Annotated in this window: 19 protein-coding genes and 3 pseudogenes; 17 read left to right on the plus strand and 5 right to left on the minus strand. The window is 62.2% G+C overall.

What is annotated here, in order from left to right; genetic code table 11:
- Nucleotides 1-73: 73 nt before the first annotated feature.
- Nucleotides 74-880 carry a DMT family transporter gene (locus ACM608_RS10630; protein ID WP_419683196.1) on the minus strand — a complete coding sequence of 269 codons (807 nt, stop codon included), beginning with the start codon at nucleotides 878-880 and terminating at the stop codon, nucleotides 74-76.
- Nucleotides 881-934: 54 nt separating this feature from the next.
- Between ACM608_RS10630 and ACM608_RS10635 the strand changes: the two genes are divergently transcribed.
- The 4 genes from ACM608_RS10635 to arsH are packed head-to-tail and all read left to right on the plus strand — an operon-like array spanning nucleotide 935 to nucleotide 3192.
- A complete protein-coding gene (locus ACM608_RS10635) occupies nucleotides 935-1264 on the plus strand; it encodes an ArsR/SmtB family transcription factor (RefSeq protein ID WP_419683197.1) in 330 nt (109 codons plus the stop codon).
- A 10-nt stretch (nucleotides 1265-1274) separates the two neighbouring features.
- Nucleotides 1275-1706 carry an arsenate reductase (glutaredoxin) gene (gene arsC, locus ACM608_RS10640; RefSeq protein ID WP_419683198.1) on the plus strand — a complete coding sequence of 144 codons (432 nt, stop codon included), beginning with the start codon at nucleotides 1275-1277 and terminating at the stop codon, nucleotides 1704-1706.
- Entirely contained in the window at nucleotides 1703-2371 is a 669-nt protein-coding gene (locus ACM608_RS10645; RefSeq protein ID WP_419683199.1) for an aquaporin, read from the plus strand. The genes arsC and ACM608_RS10645 overlap by 4 nt, the downstream gene beginning before the upstream one ends.
- On the plus strand, nucleotides 2368-3192 hold the full coding sequence (gene arsH / locus ACM608_RS10650; RefSeq protein WP_419683200.1) for an arsenical resistance protein ArsH: 825 nt from the start codon (nucleotides 2368-2370) through the stop codon (nucleotides 3190-3192). Before ACM608_RS10645 ends, arsH begins: the two co-directional genes overlap by 4 nt.
- A gap of 290 nt (nucleotides 3193-3482) precedes the next feature.
- On the opposite strand, the gene ACM608_RS10655 is transcribed toward arsH, so the two are convergent.
- Nucleotides 3483-4589 carry an L-dopachrome tautomerase-related protein gene (locus ACM608_RS10655; protein WP_419683201.1) on the minus strand — a complete coding sequence of 369 codons (1107 nt, stop codon included), beginning with the start codon at nucleotides 4587-4589 and terminating at the stop codon, nucleotides 3483-3485.
- Nucleotides 4590-5022: 433 nt separating this feature from the next.
- On the opposite strand from ACM608_RS10655, the pseudogene ACM608_RS10660 reads away from it, so the two are divergent.
- The 5 genes and pseudogenes from ACM608_RS10660 to ACM608_RS10680 all read left to right on the plus strand — a co-directional run bounded on the left by ACM608_RS10660 (nucleotide 5023) and on the right by ACM608_RS10680 (nucleotide 8149).
- A pseudogene (locus ACM608_RS10660) lies at nucleotides 5023-5843 on the plus strand (alpha/beta hydrolase).
- A 23-nt stretch (nucleotides 5844-5866) separates the two neighbouring features.
- Nucleotides 5867-6349 carry a DUF4142 domain-containing protein gene (locus tag ACM608_RS10665; RefSeq protein ID WP_419683202.1) on the plus strand — a complete coding sequence of 161 codons (483 nt, stop codon included), beginning with the start codon at nucleotides 5867-5869 and terminating at the stop codon, nucleotides 6347-6349.
- Nucleotides 6350-6615: 266 nt separating this feature from the next.
- Nucleotides 6616-7143, plus strand: a complete 528-nt coding sequence (locus ACM608_RS10670; protein WP_419683203.1) for a DUF1440 domain-containing protein — start codon at nucleotides 6616-6618, stop codon at nucleotides 7141-7143.
- A 159-nt stretch (nucleotides 7144-7302) separates the two neighbouring features.
- The gene (locus ACM608_RS10675) at nucleotides 7303-7533 is read left to right on the plus strand and encodes a DUF4287 domain-containing protein (RefSeq protein ID WP_419683204.1); all 231 of its coding nucleotides are present in this window, start codon (nucleotides 7303-7305) and stop codon (nucleotides 7531-7533) included.
- Between the two features lie 316 nt (nucleotides 7534-7849).
- On the plus strand, nucleotides 7850-8149 hold the full coding sequence (locus ACM608_RS10680) for a hypothetical protein (RefSeq protein ID WP_419683205.1): 300 nt from the start codon (nucleotides 7850-7852) through the stop codon (nucleotides 8147-8149).
- On the opposite strand, the pseudogene ACM608_RS10685 reads toward ACM608_RS10680, so the two are convergent.
- Nucleotides 8146-8865 (minus strand): annotated as a pseudogene (locus ACM608_RS10685) (IS6 family transposase). The gene ACM608_RS10680 and the pseudogene ACM608_RS10685 sit on opposite strands and share 4 nt — an antisense overlap.
- Nucleotides 8866-9003: 138 nt before the next feature.
- Nucleotides 9004-9960 (minus strand): helix-turn-helix domain-containing protein, encoded by a 957-nt coding sequence (locus ACM608_RS10690; protein ID WP_419683206.1) that lies wholly within the window; start codon nucleotides 9958-9960, stop codon nucleotides 9004-9006.
- Nucleotides 9961-10148: 188 nt separating this feature from the next.
- On the opposite strand from ACM608_RS10690, the gene ACM608_RS10695 reads away from it, so the two are divergent.
- The 6 genes from ACM608_RS10695 (at nucleotide 10149) to ACM608_RS10720 (ending at nucleotide 16047) form a co-directional block, all read left to right on the plus strand.
- Nucleotides 10149-10514, plus strand: coding sequence for an EthD domain-containing protein (locus ACM608_RS10695; RefSeq protein ID WP_419685175.1), 366 nt, complete (start codon nucleotides 10149-10151; stop codon nucleotides 10512-10514).
- Between the two features lie 42 nt (nucleotides 10515-10556).
- Nucleotides 10557-12983 carry a TonB-dependent receptor gene (locus ACM608_RS10700; protein WP_419683207.1) on the plus strand — a complete coding sequence of 809 codons (2427 nt, stop codon included), beginning with the start codon at nucleotides 10557-10559 and terminating at the stop codon, nucleotides 12981-12983.
- A 50-nt stretch (nucleotides 12984-13033) separates the two neighbouring features.
- Nucleotides 13034-13843 (plus strand): SDR family NAD(P)-dependent oxidoreductase, encoded by an 810-nt coding sequence (locus ACM608_RS10705; protein WP_419683208.1) that lies wholly within the window; start codon nucleotides 13034-13036, stop codon nucleotides 13841-13843.
- A 124-nt stretch (nucleotides 13844-13967) separates the two neighbouring features.
- Complete coding sequence (locus ACM608_RS10710; protein WP_419683209.1) at nucleotides 13968-15266, plus strand: cytochrome P450; 1299 nt, start codon at nucleotides 13968-13970, stop codon at nucleotides 15264-15266.
- 10 nt (nucleotides 15267-15276) lie between these two features.
- On the plus strand, nucleotides 15277-15879 hold the full coding sequence (locus ACM608_RS10715) for a VOC family protein (protein ID WP_419683210.1): 603 nt from the start codon (nucleotides 15277-15279) through the stop codon (nucleotides 15877-15879).
- Nucleotides 15880-15918: 39 nt separating this feature from the next.
- Nucleotides 15919-16047 (plus strand): hypothetical protein, encoded by a 129-nt coding sequence (locus ACM608_RS10720; protein ID WP_419683211.1) that lies wholly within the window; start codon nucleotides 15919-15921, stop codon nucleotides 16045-16047.
- Nucleotides 16048-16212: 165 nt separating this feature from the next.
- On the opposite strand, the gene ACM608_RS10725 is transcribed toward ACM608_RS10720, so the two are convergent.
- On the minus strand, nucleotides 16213-17142 hold the full coding sequence (locus ACM608_RS10725; RefSeq protein ID WP_419683212.1) for a DUF7064 domain-containing protein: 930 nt from the start codon (nucleotides 17140-17142) through the stop codon (nucleotides 16213-16215).
- 191 nt (nucleotides 17143-17333) lie between these two features.
- Between ACM608_RS10725 and ACM608_RS10730 the strand changes: the two are divergent.
- Nucleotides 17334-17498: pseudogene (locus tag ACM608_RS10730) on the plus strand (transposase); the annotation flags it as partial.
- Between the two features lie 252 nt (nucleotides 17499-17750).
- Complete coding sequence (locus ACM608_RS10735; protein WP_419683213.1) at nucleotides 17751-18659, plus strand: hypothetical protein; 909 nt, start codon at nucleotides 17751-17753, stop codon at nucleotides 18657-18659.
- Nucleotides 18660-18781: the final 122 nt, after the last annotated feature.

The following is an 18781-nucleotide window of genomic DNA, read 5'->3' on the forward strand; positions in this document are numbered from 1 at the left end:
TCGCCCTAACGAGTTCGGAACAACGTTTACGCCATGCCGCTTCCATGTGTTTCTCTCACCCGGATGTCAGTGCTCATGACTTCACCTCCGTCGGATCAATCTCGTTTGCGGGGTGCCCGCCCGAGCGAGATCTCCAGACGTTGACAGCAAGTCCGGTCAGCACGAGCGCTGTCGCGGCAACCTTCCAGGCCGGCATCGGCTCGGCGAGCAGCCAGGCGGCCGCCGATATGCTCAACACCGCCACCAGAAGTCCGATGGGCGCGACGTCGGCGGCGGGATGGCGCGCCAGCAGCCAGATCCAGACGGAATAACCGAACAGCGAATTGGCGAACGACTGCCACGGAACGGTGGCCCAGGCGAACGCGTCCGCCTGCGTAAGTCTCCGCATCATCAGCTCGGGACCTTCGATCACCAGCGCAGCTGCGAGAAGAGGCGGGACGGCGGCGAGACCGCTCCACACCATCAGCGCGAGCATGTCGATGTTTCCGGCACGCTTGGCGAGGATGTTGCCGCCAGCGCAGCCGAGCGCTGCCCCTAGGACCAAAACGATCCCGAGCGGATCCGCAGCACCCCCGGTATTGAACCCGATCAGCGAACGGCGACGATAATTTCCTGCGAAGTCTGATCTGGCGGTCAACGGCGGGTCTTGCCGCCGGCTAACGTAGCTTTCCGGTCCGCCAAACGGCCTGAGTTGGTCGCGAGCCGCATGGCAGCTCGCGGCCGCGACGGCCCAATAGTCGACACTCGCGCGGCTTTCCGATCGTCCCAACTTCGGCCATTGGCTCATGTCGCGCGGCGCGGGTCTCAACGGCTTGCTTTGGGACAAAGCCGTCCGCCTGTTCTGAACATCACGACTAGCCATAGCTGACGCCGTTCTCATCGGGATAAGCCGATAGGTCTTGCTTGTCGGACACTGATCGAATATTCCCGATCTATGAATCAGGATTTGGCAATCGCCGCGCTCGCGGCTCTGGCGCATCCGACCCGGCTCAACGCTTTCCGCTTGCTTGTTCGCCACGAACCGGACGGTTTGCCAACAGGTGCGCTGGTCGAGGCAAGTGGGCTCATGCAAAGCACCTTCTCAACGCACCTCGCGGTGCTCGCCAAAGCCGAGATGGTGATTGCCGAGCGACAGGGCAGACAACAAATTCAGCGCGCCAACATCGACACGCTCCGTGCTCTCATGACCTTCCTCGCGAAGGATTGCTGCGAGGGCCGTCCCGAATTATGCGAGCCTTTGCTCGCCGAGCTCGCCTGCTGCTGAAGGGCCGGCCGTGACCGATATTGTGGTCTACCACAATCCCGCCTGCGGCACGTCGCGGAACGTGCTTGAGCTGATACGCAACAGCGGCGTCGAGCCGCACGTAATCGAGTACCTGAAGACGCCACCGCCTCGCGCGCTGCTCGTTGAGATGATCAAGCGCGCCGGGATGACGACCCGAGAGCTGCTCCGCGAGAAGAGCACGCCCTATGCGGAGCTCGGTCTTGATAACGAGGCGCTGACCGACGAGGCCCTGATCGACGCGATGATGGAGCACCCGGTCCTCATCAACCGCCCGTTGGTTGTGACGTCGCTCGGGGTGAAGCTCTGCCGCCCGTCCGAAGCGGTCCTGGACATCCTGCCCGACGCGCAGCGCGGCGCTTTCGCCAAGGAGGATGGCGAGCAGGTCGTCGACGCGGACGGTCGGCGCGTCGCCGGGGCGTGATCCGCCGCGCCCTCCTGTCCGAGGCGCTCGGCACCCTCATCCTCTTCGCGACGGTCATCGGATCCGGCATCATGGCCGAGCGGCTGGCCGGCGGGAACGTCGCCGTCGCGCTCCTCGGCAACACGCTGGCGACAGGCGCGATCCTGTTCGTGCTCGTCTCCATGCTCGGCCCGGTCTCCGGGGCGCATCTCAATCCGGCCGTCACACTCGTCATGCGCCTGCGCGGGCACGTCAGCACCAGGGTGGCTATCAGTTATGTCCTCGCCCAGCTGATCGGTGGCATTTTCGGCGTTTGGCTCGCCCACCTGATGTTCGACGTCCCGGTTCTGCAGCTGTCGCACAAGATTCGCACCGGTCCCGGCCAATGGAGCGGCGAGGCGGTTGCCACCTTCGGCCTCATTGTGACGATCCTCGGCACAGCGAGGATGCGGCCGGAGAGTATCCCGACCAGCGTCGCGCTCTACATCACGGCTGCCTACTGGTTCACGTCATCGACCAGCTTCGCCAATCCCGCGATCACCATCGCACGGTCGCTGAGCGACAGCTTCGCCGGCATTGCCCCCGGGTGCGTGCCGGGCTTCATCGCGGCGCAGATCGTGGGTGCCCTGGCGGGGCACTTCGCAGCCGATCTACTGTTCACCGAAAATCTGAAGGCCACCACATGAGCCGCGTCCGCGTCCTGTCCGATCCCGACCATCTGCCTGCTCTCGACCGATCCTTCGTCATCGACCGGCCGGCGCTGGGACTCGGGGCTGACCAGCCGCCGCCACGCATTCTCCTGCTCTATGGATCGCTCCGCTCGAGATCCTTCTCGCGCCTGTGCGTCGAGGAGGCGGCACGTCTGCTCCAGTTGTTCGGCGCCGAGACACGCATCTTCGATCCCTCCGACCTACCGCTGCCCGACCAGGCGGCTGGTGACGACCATCCCGCCGTTCACGAGCTGCGCGATCTTTCGATGTGGAGCGAGGGACACGTCTGGTGCAGCCCTGAGCGGCACGGCCAGATCACGGGCGTCATGAAGGCTCAAATCGACCACCTACCGCTGGCGATGGGCGGCATGCGCCCCACGCAGGGCCGCACGCTCGCCGTCATGCAGGTTTCGGCCGGATCGCAGTCCTTCAACAGCGTCAACACGCTGCGCCTGCTCGGCCGCTGGATGCGGATGTTCACGATCCCGAACCAGAGTTCCGTCGCCATGGCCTATAAGGAGTTCGGCGACGACGATCGGATGCGGCCGTCCAGCTATTACGACCGGATCGTCGACGTAATGGAGGAGCTCGTGCGGATGACCGTGCTGATGCGCCCGCACGTCGCCCAGCTTGTTGACCGTTATTCCGAGCGTAAGGAGGGCGGCGTGACGGTGGCGCGCGAGGACGGCGATTGCTACCGGACGGTAAGTTCTCGCTCTGGACGTCAGGTAACGAGGACGGTGGCCCGTCTCTCAAACGGCAACAAATGGAGTGATGGTCGCCCGTCAGGTTCGTAGCGGCAACGACCCAAAATCGGTCGTTCGGCGCGTCTTGCTCACCTCTCGGAACCTGCCATTCGTTCATGAGAATCAAGCGCCAACGCTGGCGAGAGTGACACCGGCGTCCGTGGCTGGCAGCCTTGATCGCCGTTCGTGTTCTTGCCAGCCCGGAGTTGCGATGGCGCCCCTTAGCTCAGCTCGATAGTAGAGCGAAGCATCGAACGGTAGTTGCCGCTACTGAGGAAGAGCGCGTTCTCTATCCGGCGAAACTTACCGGCGATCACGCCCGCCCAAAGCTCCGCGCCAGGTTAGGGTAAAGGCTGAAAGGAGAAGAGTTCGGTACGGATCGCTGGCGGAGCGCCGGGCTTGAACCACATCGTGTCCTGTATGTGACTGGCGGTCACGTAGATCGTCCCATCTGGCCCTTCCGAGAAGGTGTCGGGCCAGCGCAGGCGTCGGTCGGTCAGCACCTTGGTGACGGTCTGGCCATTGAGCCGGGTGATCGAATAATCGGTCGGCGAGGTCAGATAGAGCGTTCCCGCCTTGCTCATCCAGAGCCCGTCGGCGACATGGGTGCGGGCGACCGTGCGGACGCCGAGCTGGCGGTCCTTGTCGCTCACGTCGGCGCGGAGGAGGCCAGTGTCGATCGCGTAGAGCGTCTGCCCCGTCAGCGCCTGCCAGTAGAGCGTACGGCCATCGCCAGCGATCGCGATACCATCGGACGAGAACATCGGCTGGCGGCCATCGGGGCGGCGCAGCGGCTTGCCGTCGAGCGTGATAGTTACGGTTTTGTCGACCTGGGTGGTCGGACTCCCGTCGAGAGCACGCCAGCTTCGTCCGCTCTCGAGATCGACGACGATGATCGCGCCGCGCGTGCCGCTGTCCGTGATGTAGCCCATGCGGCCGTCGGGCGAGAAGCGGATGTCGTTCAAATAGCTGCCCTGGAGCGCGACGTCTCCTGGGATCGCGATGACCTTCGCTACGCGATTGGTGGAGAGATCGATCTTCACGAGCTTTGGCGCGCCCTCCAGGATCTTCTCGTTACCCGGCGCGCCCGGATCGACCACCCAGAGATTCCCGTGGCCGTCCGGCACGATCGACTGGACGCAGACGAAATAGTCGCTGACTGGTAGTTCATTGGCGCGGGCATTCCGCCAGCTGTTCCAGCGCGCGTCGGGATAGGGGCGGAGCGAGCCATCCTTCATTACCTCGGCCACCGAGATCGGCGCGTCTTCGGTCCAGCGCGGGAAGTTGACGAAGCGGCGACCGTCGGCGGTGACCGCGACCCCGGTCGCCTGATGATCGAAGGCGGCGACCTGGGTCAGCGGCGCAGCGGCGCGCTGGGCGATCGCGACCGAGCCGGCAAGCGCCGTAACGGCCCCGATGCTCGCCAGAAGGATGATCTTTCTCTTCATCGCTCGTCTCCAGAGTCCGTCCCCCCGAACCCCCGGCCTTAGGGCGGGTTCCCGAGCAGCAGGACCGGCCAACATGGATCAAGATACTGAATTAGTTAAGGTTAGAGGAACTCGCCCGTCGCCCCGCGGTTATGCGACGCGGGGCGGCCTCCACAGGGACATCGGAATGAACAAGCGCGTGCCTCTCGGCCTAGCCCTCCTTCTTGGCGTCTCCGCGCCGGCACTCGCGCAGTCGCCAAGCTCGCTCAACGCACCGCCTCCGCCGCCGCCACCGGTTGCGACCCAGGCGGCGAAGGTGGCCCCGGACATGCAGGCGGTGCTCGACGCTCACGCCACGCTCGGCGCCAAGCCGATCGAGGCGCTCACACCCGTTAAGGCGCGGCTCCAGCCGAGCGCCGCCGATGCGGCCCATGCGGTGATGCGCAAGCAGGGCATGTCGACCGCGCCCGATCCGACGGTCGTGACCCAGGAACTCCCCTACGGCGCCGATCGGATGCAATATGCGCGCATCTACAAGCCCGCGACTGCGGTCGCGGGCGGGCCGCCGCTGCCGGTGATCGTCTATTATCATGGCGGCGGCTGGGTGATCGCCGACATAAACGTCTATGACGATACGCCGCGCCTGCTCTCCAAGCAGCTCGGCGCGTTGGTTGTCTCGGTCGAATACCGCCATGCGCCGGAGGCCAAATTCCCGGCCCAGCACGAGGATGCGGCGAACGCCTATCGCTGGGTGCTCCAGAACGCGGCTGCATAGGGCGGCGATCCAGCGAAGCTGGCGCTCGCCGGCGAGAGCGCGGGCGGCAACCTTGCGGTGGCGACCGCCATCTATGCGCGCGACAACGGACTCGCCGCGCCGCGCCATATCCTCGCCGTCTATCCGATCGCGAACAGCGACATGGGCTTGCCGTCGAAGCAGGACTCGGCGAACGCCAAGCCGCTCAACACACCAATGCTCAAGTGGTTCGGCTACTACCATTCTAAAACCGAGGCGGACAGATGGACCCACGTGTCAATCTGGTGAAGGCGGACCTGCGCGACCTACCGCCGGTGACAATCGTCAATGCCGAGATTGATCCGCTGCGCTCCGACGGCGAGACTCTGGCCGATGCGATCCGGGTGGCCGGGGGCAAGGTCGAGCAGAAGACCTTCCCGGGCGTGACGCACGAATTCTTTGGCATGGGGAAGGTCGTGCGCGGCGCCTACGATGCCGAGAATTGGAGCATCGCCAAGCTGAAAACGGCGTTCGCCAAGTGACCCGCCGAACAGGAGACCGGACCATGAAGACAAGTATGCTTGGCGCGCCGCTGATGCTGGCGATCGCCGCCCCTGCCGCCGCGCAGGTGATGACCCCGGCCGACTATGGCGCGACGGCCGGCGCCAGCGATCTCTACGAGCGCACCTCCAGCCAGATCGTGCTTGAGAGCACCAGAGATCCGAAGGTAAGATCGTTCGCGACGATGATGGTCGCCGATCACGGCAAGAGCACCGCAACGATCGAAGCCGCGGCCGCGAAATCGCAGGTGACGGCGCCGCCGCCGAAGCTGATGCCGTTGCAAGAAGAGCTGGTGGCGGAGCTTCGCGCGGAGAGTGGCCCGGCGCGCGACACCCGCTACGTCGCCCAGCAAAAGGCGGCGCACAACCAGGCGCTGGCGGTGCAGAAGGCCTATGCGGCCGAGGGCACCGCGCCGGCGCTTAAGTTGGCGGCGGCCGGGATCGTCCCGGTCGTGGAGCACCATATTGACATGCTGAAGACGATGTGAGCGGATCGGAGTTGTGCTGTACAAAGCGCAGCTCCGATCAACATCAATCTACCTGAGCTTAGGATGGTGTCTGCAGACAGCTACATGACCGCTGATGTCGGGCGGGACGTTAAGGCAGCTGCGACCCATATTCGGCCGTTCGTGCCACCCATCCCGCTTCTCCGAATCGGCCATTCACCCATCTGATCGTTTCGAAGCTTGGGGCTCGTCATGCGGCACCCGTTAGCAACTGTAGAGTTACTGGATCGCGACCAAGGAGATACGCAATGGCCTCGACCCCAACCAACGCTGGTGAGAGCAATGCGGGCAGAATAGCGCGCGGTTTGGTCGCAGGGGTGATCGCGGGCGCCGTCGCTTCCTGTGCGATGGACCAGTTCCAAGCGGTGGTATCTCCGCTTCTACCCGAGAACGAGAGCGACCCTGAACCGGCAACCGAAAAAGCCGCCGGTGCCGTTGCGACGGCTATCACTGGCAGAACAATCCCGGCCGCGGACAAACCGCTGGCCGGACAAGCGGTCCATTACGCGATCGGTATCGCACTAGGTGCGGCTTATGGTGTCGCTGCGGAGTTCCGGCCATCGATCACGGCAGGCTATGGTACTGCATTCGGCGTTGGTACCGCGACGATACTGGACGAAGCTGCGGTCCCCGCCACAGGTCTTGGCAGCGCGCCTTGGAAAGCGGGGATCGCGAGCAACCTCTATTCATATGCCTCGCATTTGGTCTTTGGCTGCGTTAGCGAGATCGTGCGCAGGCAGGTCGCGAGCACGCTGAAGCCGCGGCAAGCCGGCTGAGCTCTCCCACGAGAGCGCCAACATGACCCACAAGCGGCCGTTCAGCACCTCCTTACCACTTGCGGGAAGCGGACGCTTGTTCAGGCCCGCAGCTGGAGACTGGACGCCGGGCCGATGAGGGATCATCAAAGGCGCGTTGCGCAGCTGAAGACTCAGCACATGGCAAGTGAGGCGAAGGGGCCCGCATCGTACTTTCCGGCGATCGAGAAGAAGTATGGTCGCCCAATAGGTGAGTGGCTGGACATTGTACGACAGCGCCTGCTCGCGAAGCACATGGAACTGGTGGCGATGCTGAAGTCCGAGCACGGCATGGTTATGGCCACGCCAACGCGGTCGTGGCGCACGCGATGGCTCACGAGGGCGTCTAATTTGGCTATATCTCTTCTGTGACGCGGCTTGCCCTTACGCAGTCTTTCGACGACGGTCTGGACTCGTGGGATGTGGCCGACGCGGCGCCCTCTCCTGCGCTCGCCGGAGCTGCCACACGGTACAGCTGGTGGCGCGAGAGCACCGGCAGCTTCGATACACGACAGGAGCTGGCGTTGACGGGCGGCGTCTTTATCATCAACCTAGGGGCTCGCTCGAGATCACCGACGCGAGCGGCGCAACGATCCGCCTGCGCGCGGGGGACGGCTTCGTCGGGGGGATGGCTCAAGGCACATCCCTGTCCCGCTCCACCGGAGCCATGGAGGGTATCCACGTCTTCATGTCCATCGACGAGTTAGCCCGTTCGATGGGCGTGTCGGTCGGAGACCTTGCCGATCGAACGGTGACGCTCGACCAAGTGCTCGGGCGCGAAGCCGGGGAGCTCGGCGGCCGTCTTCTCACGAGCGGATCGACCGACACTCAACTCGACGTCCTGGACACCTTCCTTGCGAAGCGGTTGAGCTTGGCGCCAGAGAGGGACGGCACGATGGCGCACATCATGCAGCGGCTGCGTTGCTGTCAGTCTAACGCGAACCGCTCTCCACAGGATGCACTTGGGTCTTTGAGCGCAGCTGCTTAGCTCGCGATGAGCTGCCACTCCGCCAGGGCGGCGGAGCGGCGTTTCTTGTAGGTTGGGCGGTCAACGAGGTGGCGTTCGAGGCCGAAGTGATTGTGCAGGCTGGCGTGGACGGACGAGAACTTCTGCAGGCTCTTCATCTGCCGAAAGCGGAGCATCGCTCGTTCTCGTCGTCGGAACGGCAGGTGTGAGTTCTCTATCCGGTTGTTGGCCCAGCGACCAACCTCCTGCCGATCGCGGCAGCCAAGCTCGTCCATGGCATCGCCGTAGCTGCGCAGCCCGTCGGTGGTGATCGCCTCGGGAGAACCGTGGCGCTTCAGCGCCTTCTTCATGAAGCGGAGTGCCGCCGCCTTGTCGCGGGCACGGGTGACATAGCTCTCCAGCACCTCGCCCTCATGATCGACCGCCCGCCACAGGTAGACCATCTCGCCGTTCAGCTTCACGTACATCTCGTCCAGGTGCCAGCGCCAGTGCCGGAGCCCGCGCATGCGGCTGACCCGCTGCCGGCGTATGTCGCCGGCGAACATGGGACCGAACCTGTTCCACCATAGCCGCACCGTCTCGTGACATACATCGATCCCGCGCTCGAACAGCATGTCTTCCACGTTCTGAGGCTAAGCGGAAACCGCACGTACATCAGCACACCAGCCGATCACCTCAGGTGACGAGTTGAGACGGCGGAACGGGCTAGGCGGGAGCGCTCGTGATCTGCGGGGCATCCGGCGCGAGTATCAGCCCGCGCCCGCCTGCCACGTTGGTTTGACTGTGCCCTCCTGAGCCATATCCCAACTGGTACAACACGCTGATGACCCACGTGAACACATCCCGACACGCGGTTGATGGGGATCGCGCTACTGCTAGCATCCTTCGCTCTGCCGTCGAGATCCTGCTCGTTCCCGAAACGTGGACGGGCTGACCCCGACCGTTTTCCTGAAGGCACGATTGAGGTGGGAGGCGTCGAAGAACCCGAACCAATGAGCGATGTCCGTTACGCTGAACCCCGCGAAACTGTCGCTCAGAAGCGCCTCTCTGACCCGATCGAGCCGGGTCGTAAGAACGAAGGCGGAGAACGTCGTTCCTTCAGCCGCAAAGGCGAGCTGAAGGCTCCGCGTGCTGCTTCCCACAGCCTCCGCCACCGACATCAGTGTCACGGCATCCAGATCGGCTGCCGTGATATGGACCTTTGCCAGGCGCGCGAGGCTGCTGAGCCTACCACGCGATTTTGCGGGTACTAGACTTTCGGAGAGATGCAGGCACAAGAGCTCGATCGCCGTGTCTAGGAGGCGTGCCTGCTGCGTTCCTGAGAGCGTCGCTCCCTCATCGACAAGGAGGCGAAGATGTTGGCTGACGATCTTGGGCAATCCGCTCGCGCTCGAGGTCTTCATGCCAATGCCGTCCCGGATTGTGCCTACCCGCAGTTCCGCCCAGCGCGTCGGGAACCAGAAGTTATAGGCTCTCGCGTCGCTCTCGTTCTCCAGGCGCATTGGCGCGCGATTATCCCAAAGCACGATGTCGCCGGGTGATAGGACGACATCATGATCGGGGAAGCACATACGATGCTGGCCCTGCCGCTGAAGCGTCAGGCACATGCGCGCATCCTCACCAGAAGAGCCTCGTGACCGTGTCGCGCGGCAAGGGCCAAAGCGGACGTCCGCGAACTGGAGCGAACCGACCTGCTGTGTCCTAAGCCGGGCGCTGAAACGACTGGATCGTGTGTCCAGCATCCAGGGTACGGGCAAATCCTGGACGGCTGCCGCAAACTCATCGAGTGACAAGCATTCGAGCGAGTTCACACGAGTTTGCGTTCCGCTCATGGACCAAATCCTCCTCCAGCTTACTCTTTTATGACTCAAGCCTATTCGCATGACCGACGGCGGGCAAGCGATGAGCAACCTGCGCAGCGATACAAGCGCGGATGCGCGCATGTCCTATTCAGGGCGGCGTAAATCCGTTGATCTATCGGGCAGTCAAAACCAGAAGCATTGGAGGGGGCGTGATCAAGATGATCGTCGCCGTGTACCGGCGACCCGAACTGACACTCGAGGAATTCGAGTCCTATTGGCGAGATACGCACGGCCCGCTGGCGGCGATCTACGGCCGTGTCCTTGGCATGAAACGCTATGTCCAGAGCTACGGCATCGACGCGCCCGAGATACAGGCCTTCGCGCGGTCGCGTGGCTGGGTCGAGCCGCCAGAGGCGCTGGCGGAAGTATGGTGGGAAAGTCGCGACGCGATGGAGGCCGCGTTCGATACGCCTGAAGGACGCGAAGCGAGCCGAATCCTTGCCGAAGACGAAGCCAAGTTCTGCGACATGACGAGGATGTCGGCGTTCCTCTCTTACGAGAACGTCGTCTTTTCCGACTTTTAGAAAATTCACATCAGGGGAGGTGTCCACAGGATGGCACGCGAAATGAAGAATCTGTTCGTCGGATGTTCGATGCTGCCGTTGCTTGCGATCTCGTCGCTTGCTGGCGCGCAGACTGCCGCTCCCGCAGGCGAGACGCCCGCCGCCGCGCCCGATGGAGACATCATCGTCACGGCGCAAAAGCGCGAACAGCGGCTCCAAGATGTCGGGCTTGCCGTTGCCGCCATCAGCGGAGAGGCGCTTGCTGCGCGGCGTATCGTTACGCTGGCGGATCTCGCACAGGCGGTGCCGGGCCTTATCTACACACAGAGCCAGGCGAATACGCCGGTCTATACGCTGCGTGGCGTCGGCTTTTTCGAATCCTCGCTTGCCGCCTATCCAGACGTGGCGACCTACATCGACCAGGTCCCGCTGCCACTGCCGATCACCTCGACGCTTACCGCCTTCGATCTGGAACGGGTCGAAGTCCTTAAGGGTCCGCAGGGCACCCTGTTCGGCAACAACGCGACCGGCGGCGCCATCAACTTCATCGCCGCCAAACCCACGCGGGATTTCAGCGCCGGCGTCTCGCTGGGCTATGCGCGCTTCAACACCGTAGAGGCCAGCGGGTACGTCTCCGGCCCGCTTACGGACACGCTCCGTGCCCGGCTGGCGGTCAAGGCCGTCAAGGGTGACGAATGGCAGAAGAGCTTCACGCGAGACGACAAGATCGGGAAGACCGACAACGTGGCGGCGCGACTGCTCGTTGACTGGGATGCCACTGATCGGCTGAAGCTGTCGCTCAACGTGAACGGCTGGCGCGATCGGAACGATCCGCTGAGCCCGCAGGTGTACAAGCGGAATCCGGTGAACCTGCCCGGCACGGTCGGCGTGGGCGGCACCGTTCCGGACGACCTCCCGATCTTCAACACGCCGCTCGCGCCCCACAAGCCACGGGCGACCGACTTCACGCCGGGCAGCCGCCCATTCGCCAACAACAGCTTCTGGCAAACGGCCCTGCGCGGCGATTACGAACTGGCGGATTCGGTGACGCTGACGTCGCTCTCCTCCTACCTTCGAACGAAGATCGACAGCCGCATCGAATACGATGGCACGGCGCTCATCGGCCAGGACCTTGATCAGTTCCGCGGTAAGATTCGCTCGTTCAGCCAGGAACTCCGGCTCACGGGAGACACGGGGCCGCTTCGTTGGGTCGTCGGCGGCAATTACGAGCGTACCACGGTATCGGAATCGACCTCCGACCTGACGCTCGATTCGTCGAGTGCGATCCTGAACGGCTTCAGCGAGAGCCTGTTCTTCTCGTCGCAGAAGATGCGGAACTATGCGGCTTTCGCAAATGCCGAATACGAGATCGTGCCGCGGCTCACCTTCAAGGCGGGCGTCCGCTATACAGAGGCGCGGCGTACCGCTGTATCCGGCAATCGGGAGAACACCGACCGGCCCGATCCGCTTTCCCCCGGTATCACGAATTTCTTCAACATCGTGTGGGGATCTCTCGGCTTCATCTACCCGAATTATAAGCCGATCCGGCCCGGCGAGTCCTTCACGATCGATAACCGCCTCGGCCCGGACGGGCTGCCGCTCGATCCGAGCACATACGGCACCGCCGGCACGTTCGTCGGCCGGTTGAAAGAGCATAACACATCATGGAACGTAGGCCTCGACTACAAGGCGACCGACGATGTCCTCCTCTACTTCAACGTCCGCAAGGGCTACAAGGCGGGCAGCTTCCCGACGGTGGCGGCAGCGGCGTGGAGCCAGCTCGTCGGCATCAAACAGGAGTCGCTGCTGGACTATGAGGGCGGGTTCAAAGCTCAGTTTTTCGACCGCAGGCTGACGCTGAACGGTGCCGCCTTCTATTACGACTATAAGGACAAGCAGCTTCGGGCCAAGATCGTTGACGGTATCTTCGGACCGCTCGATGCGCTGGTCAACGTTCCCAAGTCGCGGATCACGGGCGCCGAGCTCGAACTCATCGGACGTCCGCTCACAGGGCTGACGATCAACGCGTCGGGCACATACATCAACGCCAAGGTGCGCGAGTACCAAGGCGTTGTCGGGTCTGACCTCGATGCCGCGACGGGGCTGAGGATCCCGGTTTTCGCGTCGTTCAAAGACGCACGGCTTCCATTCGCGCCGAAATGGCAGCTGTCGGGCAACATCCAGTACGAAACCGCGCTCACGGAAAGCCTCACCGGTTATCTCGGCGCCGACGTTTCGTTCCAGACAAAGAGCCTCGCCATTCTTGCGATCACGGCATCGGATAAGCAAGATTATGAGGTTCGGGAGCGTGCGCTGGTCGGCGCCAATATCGGCTTCGGCTCGGCAGATGGACGCTGGAAGGCGCTGTTCTGGGGCAAGAACATCTTCAACAAGTACTACACGATTAACACCATTCTCGATTACGATACGACCGGCCGATACGCTGGCCGCCCGGCCGAATACGGCGTCACCCTATCGTGGAAACTATAGGCCAGCCGCCGGAAGGGGTGCCCGACCGGCAGTATGCAAGAGAGGTTGATATGAGACAGTTGGAAGGCAAGTCCGCGATGATCACCGCGGCGGCGTCCGGGATCGGACGGGCGACCGCGATTACCCTGGCGAAGCGGGGTGCGTCCGTCATGCTCGCGGACATCGCACTGGGTGCCGCAGAAGCGGTCGCCGCCGAGATCCGCAGCGAGGGCGGGGTGGCCGAGGCAATCCACTGCGACATCGGTGAGGAGGCGCAGATCAAGGCGGCGATCGACGCCACCGTATCTACGTTCGGCAAGATCGACATCCTCCACAACAATGCGGCGCTCCTCGATCCAGAAGTCTTCGCAGAAGACGTGGACATTACCACGATCAGCACCGAAGCGTGGGATCGAACGATGCAGGTCACGCTGCGCGGGACGATGCTCGGGTGCAAATACGCGGTGATTGAAATGAAGAAGACGGGTGGCGGCAGCATCGTCAACACGTCTTCGATGTACGGTGTGAGCGCCTTCTACCGGCAATCCGCCTACGGCGTCGCCAAGGGCGCGATCATCACGCTCACCGAATATGTCGCGACATCATTCGGCCGCGACAACATCCGCTGCAACGCGATCGCCCCTTCGATGATCCGCACGCCGATCCTGGCGGAGATCATTCCCGAGGCGCTCATCAAGTTGAATGAGGACAGCGTCCTGCTGCCGTTTCTGGGTGAGCCGCAGGATATGGCGAACGTCGTCGCCTTTCTGGCGTCGGAAGAGGCGCGCTATCTGACGGGTTTGGTGATCAAGGCGGACGGTGGTTCGACGTCGCACCTCGCCACCTATGCGGATGCGCGGCGCTTCTACGATGGCGCCTGACCAAGCGACACCGTCGTCGGTTGCTCGCGCCGTTGCCGCGTGAGAAGACAAGCTTGCTCGGCAACAGGCTCGATCGGCAAACGCCGATCGCACTTGGCAGGCGCACCGTGGAGAGGATTGCAGAATGACTGAGGCATCAACGCCAGCGATCGCGGGCACGTCCGGCGGCGAACCTTTCCCGCTTGTCGATTTCTTTTCGGCTGACATCCTCGCCTCCCCCCACGACTTCCTACAGAAATCGCGAACAAGCGGCGGAATCGTGGAAATCAGGACCTCGCCCAGCCAGCGGATCCAGTATCTCGTCACGCGTTATGATCTCGTGAAGCATGTCCTCCTCAATCCACAGCTTTTCTCCAGCAACTATCAGGATATCCTAACCAGCGGCGGCCGTGCCGACCCGGAGGTCGAGGAAATCCGCGCCCAGGGCTTCGAGGAGGTCAGCAGCGTTCTGACGGCCGACGATGCGGATCATCGCCGGCTGCGCACCCTGATCTCGGACGCCTTCTCCCCGGCCAGGCTGCGCGCGATGAGCGAGGCGCTGGAGCAGGTGGTCCATGATCGTATCGATGGTTTCATCGAACAGGGCCGCTGCGATTTCATGCATGACTTCGCGGATTGGCTGCCCTCCGCTGCGCTTGCCTCGATGATGGGGCTGGATGGCAAGCGGAACGGGGAGATCCAGGCCTGGGCCCTCGCCATCACCCGCCGCTTCGGAGGTATGGGCGAGCTCTCGCAACGGGTCGCGGACGAGCGCGCCATCCTCGATGCCAAACGCTTCATGGAAGAGCTGGTCGAAGACCGCCGACGCCGGCCCGGAGACGATCTGGTTTCCGATCTGCTGCGCGCCCGCCTGGATGGCGACCGGCTCAGCGAGCTGGAGATCTACGCGACCATCTTCATCCTGCTCGTCGGGGCGACCGAGACGACGTTCAACACACTTAACTTTGCCATGTTGCATCTTGTGGAGTATCCGGAGCTCCGCGACCGATTGAGGCAGGATCCTCCGCTCGTGTCTGCCTTCGTCGATGAGGTGCTTCGCTACTATACTCCCGTGGCCGGCGTCTGGCGGATCGTCCGAGAGGACCTTGAGCTCGGCGGGGTTTCCCTATCCAAGGGAACGCTGCTGATGGTCCGCTTCGATGCCGCAAATCGCGATCCGGCGCAGTTTGAGCAGCCGGAGGATTTTGACATCTTCCGCAAGAACAACTCGCGCCACCTCAGCTTCAGCCTGGGGCCGCACACCTGCATCGGGTTCCGCTTGGCCAAGCAGGAACTGACCATCGCCATACCCGCGCTGATCGATCGGCTCTACGATCTAAAGGTGGACCGGGAAAGATCAGACCTGTCGCTTGTGCCCGCAGCACATGCACGCGGCCTGACTTCGCTTCACCTGACCTTCACACCGGGGTCGCGATTGAAATGAGCCATAGCGGTTGATCTCGGGGCGAACTACACTCAAGAACAAAAAATTTTGGTGGGGCTTAATCATGCTCAAGGGTCAGAAGCTGGCGCAGGTCGCCTACTGCGTGCCGGATGTGGCGGCCGCGGCGGAGCAACACAGCCGCTTGTTCGGCTCGGGTCCGTTCTACTTGGCCGAGCACGTCCCGATCAGGTCCGCAACCTATCGCGGCGCGCCTGCCGAGTTCGATCACAGCGCCGCCTTCGGTCAGTGGGGCGATGTGATGGTGGAGCTGCTGACCCTCCACACGCCGGGTCCATCGATCGTTACCGACGTTTTTCGGAACGTGGTGAGCCCCACAGGGCTGCATCACCTCGCATTCATCGTTGATGATCCCCACGCCGCGATCGCCGCCGCAGCGCGGGAAGGGTTCGATCTGAGCCTCCACGTGGTGCTCGAAACCGGGCTTGAGGCCTTCTTTGTCGATACTGTCCCGGCCTACGGCCATCTGACCGAGCTTTATGCCCCCTCGCCAGAGATCCTCTCGATCTACGACTTCATTCGTGAGCAATCGATCGGCTTCGATGGCACGAATCCGGTTCGCAGCCTGCAGATCGGGGCTGAAGGCACTGCCTGATCGGCTGCCGCCCGTCCGAGTGACAGCGAGGACTTTGACATGAGCGTACTCAAGGGGCAGACGGTCTTTGTCACCGGCGGAAGCCGCGACACCGGCCGATCGATCGTCACCGCCTTCCTCAATCGGGGAGCGCGGGTTTTCACCGTCGCGTCGAACATCCAGCCGTGACCAGAGACCGTAATTTGTCAAGGCCGTGCTAGCCAGAGCAGCGGTCGCAGCCGCGTCTGCTGATTCGCTCCACTCGTCCGTGCCGGTCTTTTGACTCGTTACCCGAGCTGCTCTAACCTCCCGGGAGCGATATACATGGGCTGAAACCGTGTGGTGTGGTGCGCCTTAGCCGTACTCCTCGGAATAATTCTTGACATAATCGAAATAGTCACGATTCCAATTGAACTCACAGATCCCAACGCCGGGTTTTCCATCGAACTCCACCGTCGCATAACCGGTATTGATAACCGTTTTGGGGTCGTAAGCAGATACCAAGAATCGAAAGATGTTATACGTGATCGTCGCTTGCCGCCCTTCCGTGTCTACGACTGTGACCTGAAAGTCTTTCTGCAGCATATTACCGTCGAACCTATATGCAGGTTGCACATTTGCCAGGTGCGCCATCTCACCGTCTTTGAACAGGAAGCCCTGCATTGTCACACGCCCGAAAGCATGCATTTCGAAGAAATGCATTGATTCCTCGCCTGTAGTGGCGTGAACCCATTTGTAGTGCTGGTTGACGCCCCATATACGCGGACCCCAGCTGTGATCGCGAACCATCAGTCCATCATGGTCGAAGGTCTCGCCGTCGAGAGTGATCTTCCCTCGAAAGCGCCCATGCTGTTCAGTACGATCGTCGCCGTAATATCGCGGATTTCCGTCCGGATGAGTGCTGAAACCATAAGGCGGATGAAACGCCTCAAATTCGCCATCAATCTTTATCCGATTGCCATCCCATTTCAGCGCGACCCGCTTGAAGGGTTCTAGCACCTGCATCTGCAGATTGCCTACTCGCCAGTCCTCGAAACCCATGTCAGGTGACACCTGCGCTTCGGAAACTTCGAAGATTTGCTCGTCGAAAGGGCCGCCCGAAGCACTCGCCACCGCTTTGGCTTGCCCGTCGCCGAGAACGGCGGGATAGAGGTAGGCAGCGACACCACGTTCGGGGATGATGATCATATGCGCGAGAGACTCGCGCGCCTCGTTGCTCCGCAGCTTGTGGCGGAAAGCATGCTGAGTCGAATAATTTAGAAATTTCTGGTTGGTATCAGTCATCTCGCCTCTCTTCAGCGGAGCTCAGTGATGACCGCGCCCTCACAAAGCTTTGTCTCTGCAAGCAGAGGATAGTCCGGCTCGGCACAAATAGCCAGCTAGGGCAGGACCCACTGATGTGAGGCTGTCGGTCCGATCCAGGCTTCGCAAGAAGACGGAGCGCAAGCGATCTGTACTTGCTGACGAATGAGTAGATGGAGCGGCTTGAGCCGTATTTTCCCAGGAGCCACTGCAGGCCGAGAGTGGACGATCGGCGCATGCTGAGCGGGATCATCTACGTCAACTGCGGCGAGTTGCGCTGGCGGGGTCCGCGGAAGGACTATCGCGCGCGCAAGACGCTCTACAATCGTGGGAAGCGCTGAGGTCAGAGGTCTCGTCAGTCTAACGCGAACCGCTCTCCCGCCCATGATCAGTGGCGAGTGGACAGGAGTCGTGGCGCTGACGGAGAGTGGCGCGGGCGACGTGCAGCTTCGTAATTAGACAGACCCACAAGTGGACGTTCAACGACGCGCTGCCACCTCCCGTAATCTGCCATCCGTTCAGGTGACGAGAGGACTCATGAAGGGGCAGGCGAAAACGGTGCTTGGCGCTGGCTACCAGGCTGCTATCGCTTGGTTGAGCGGTTACTCAGCCGCAAACTTGCCGTGCAGCCGGATGTGGCGCGGCCTCGCAACCCGCCTTCGATAGTCGGCAACGCTGAGTTGAGCAAAGCCCTGAAATGGAGCATCCTGGCTACCAGCAAAGGTATAAACATAATGCGGATATCAGAATCTGCGCTTGCCACGAGCGAGCCATTGTTCGAGCAATTTGTTGAATGCATGCGGGTGATCAGGGACTTTCATTGCGAAGCGTTTGCGAAGAGGAAACAAAAGGACCTTCACTCCGAGACGCTGCGGGTGCTGAACCACTATCAGCAAGACCGAACTCAGGCAGCATATTGCCTGATAGTAAATGGGCTCGTCTGGGACGCGGAGGTCGTAATTCGGGTCGCCTACGAGACCTTCGCGAAAGTGGCCTTTCTAGCAACTGCTTCTGAAGAGCAGCGCGCTGAATTGCTTCACGAGTATTGGGAGTTGCTCGGCGCCGTCTACGACAGACAAACCGCCCTGAAGGCCATGGCAAGCGAGCACCTCCTCGATCGTTTCGGCGGCCACGGCGGCTCTCGCATGATGGCTGCGCTTCGCGATGGAAGCGTCTATAGGACCGACCCGCTCGGGGATAAGCGCTTCCGGAAGCAACTTGAGCAACGGTGGTCTTTTTCGGAAATTCTCGAGGCGTTGAAAAGTGGCCGATTAGGCAACGCTCCCCTGAGTGGCATTGAAGCGCTCGCGCATATCTATAGCATGTCCAGTCATTTCGCTCATGCCAACTCTAGGGCGCTGGACCTATTAGAAGACCGCGCAACCCGGGTAAGCGACCTCATCCAACTAGGTCGTGAACCCATAAACGGCGCTCATAGGGACGTGGCTAGCCATTGGGTGAGTGAGCCAATGACGCGAGCATCTGCTCGTAGTCCTTGAGCGCTTGTTGCTTCTTCGACCATCGCCAGCGGAACGTCGCTCCGACTGCGGAGCTGACCAGTCCACCAACTATGAAGTTGACTTCGACAGCCCACAGCTCGCTCCAGCCAAGAAGGCCGCGT

The sequence above is a fragment of the Sphingomonas sp. ID0503 genome, from assembly GCF_048565625.1.
Taxonomy (GTDB): Bacteria; Pseudomonadota; Alphaproteobacteria; order Sphingomonadales; family Sphingomonadaceae; genus JBLZUR01.

Bases quoted from the DNA above. Each gene is read 5' to 3' on its own strand.
- ACM608_RS10635 (WP_419683197.1), top strand. From the start codon at position 935: ATGAATCAGGATTTGGCAATCGCCGCGCTCGCGGCTCTGGCGCATCCG.
- ACM608_RS10655 (WP_419683201.1), bottom strand. From the start codon at position 4,589: ATGAAGAGAAAGATCATCCTTCTGGCGAGCATCGGGGCCGTTACGGCG.
- ACM608_RS10665 (WP_419683202.1), top strand. From the start codon at position 5,867: ATGAAGACAAGTATGCTTGGCGCGCCGCTGATGCTGGCGATCGCCGCC.
- ACM608_RS10720 (WP_419683211.1), top strand. From the start codon at position 15,919: ATGAGCGTACTCAAGGGGCAGACGGTCTTTGTCACCGGCGGAAGCCGC.
- ACM608_RS10680 (WP_419683205.1), top strand. From the start codon at position 7,850: ATGTCCATCGACGAGTTAGCCCGTTCGATGGGCGTGTCGGTCGGAGAC.
- ACM608_RS10710 (WP_419683209.1), top strand. From the start codon at position 13,968: ATGACTGAGGCATCAACGCCAGCGATCGCGGGCACGTCCGGCGGCGAA.
- ACM608_RS10695 (WP_419685175.1), top strand. From the start codon at position 10,149: ATGATCGTCGCCGTGTACCGGCGACCCGAACTGACACTCGAGGAATTC.
- ACM608_RS10690 (WP_419683206.1), bottom strand. From the start codon at position 9,960: ATGAGCGGAACGCAAACTCGTGTGAACTCGCTCGAATGCTTGTCACTC.
- ACM608_RS10670 (WP_419683203.1), top strand. From the start codon at position 6,616: ATGGCCTCGACCCCAACCAACGCTGGTGAGAGCAATGCGGGCAGAATA.
- arsH (WP_419683200.1), top strand. From the start codon at position 2,368: ATGAGCCGCGTCCGCGTCCTGTCCGATCCCGACCATCTGCCTGCTCTC.
- ACM608_RS10630 (WP_419683196.1), bottom strand. From the start codon at position 880: ATGAGAACGGCGTCAGCTATGGCTAGTCGTGATGTTCAGAACAGGCGG.
- ACM608_RS10705 (WP_419683208.1), top strand. From the start codon at position 13,034: ATGAGACAGTTGGAAGGCAAGTCCGCGATGATCACCGCGGCGGCGTCC.
- ACM608_RS10725 (WP_419683212.1), bottom strand. From the start codon at position 17,142: ATGACTGATACCAACCAGAAATTTCTAAATTATTCGACTCAGCATGCT.
- ACM608_RS10675 (WP_419683204.1), top strand. From the start codon at position 7,303: ATGGCAAGTGAGGCGAAGGGGCCCGCATCGTACTTTCCGGCGATCGAG.
- ACM608_RS10700 (WP_419683207.1), top strand. From the start codon at position 10,557: ATGAAGAATCTGTTCGTCGGATGTTCGATGCTGCCGTTGCTTGCGATC.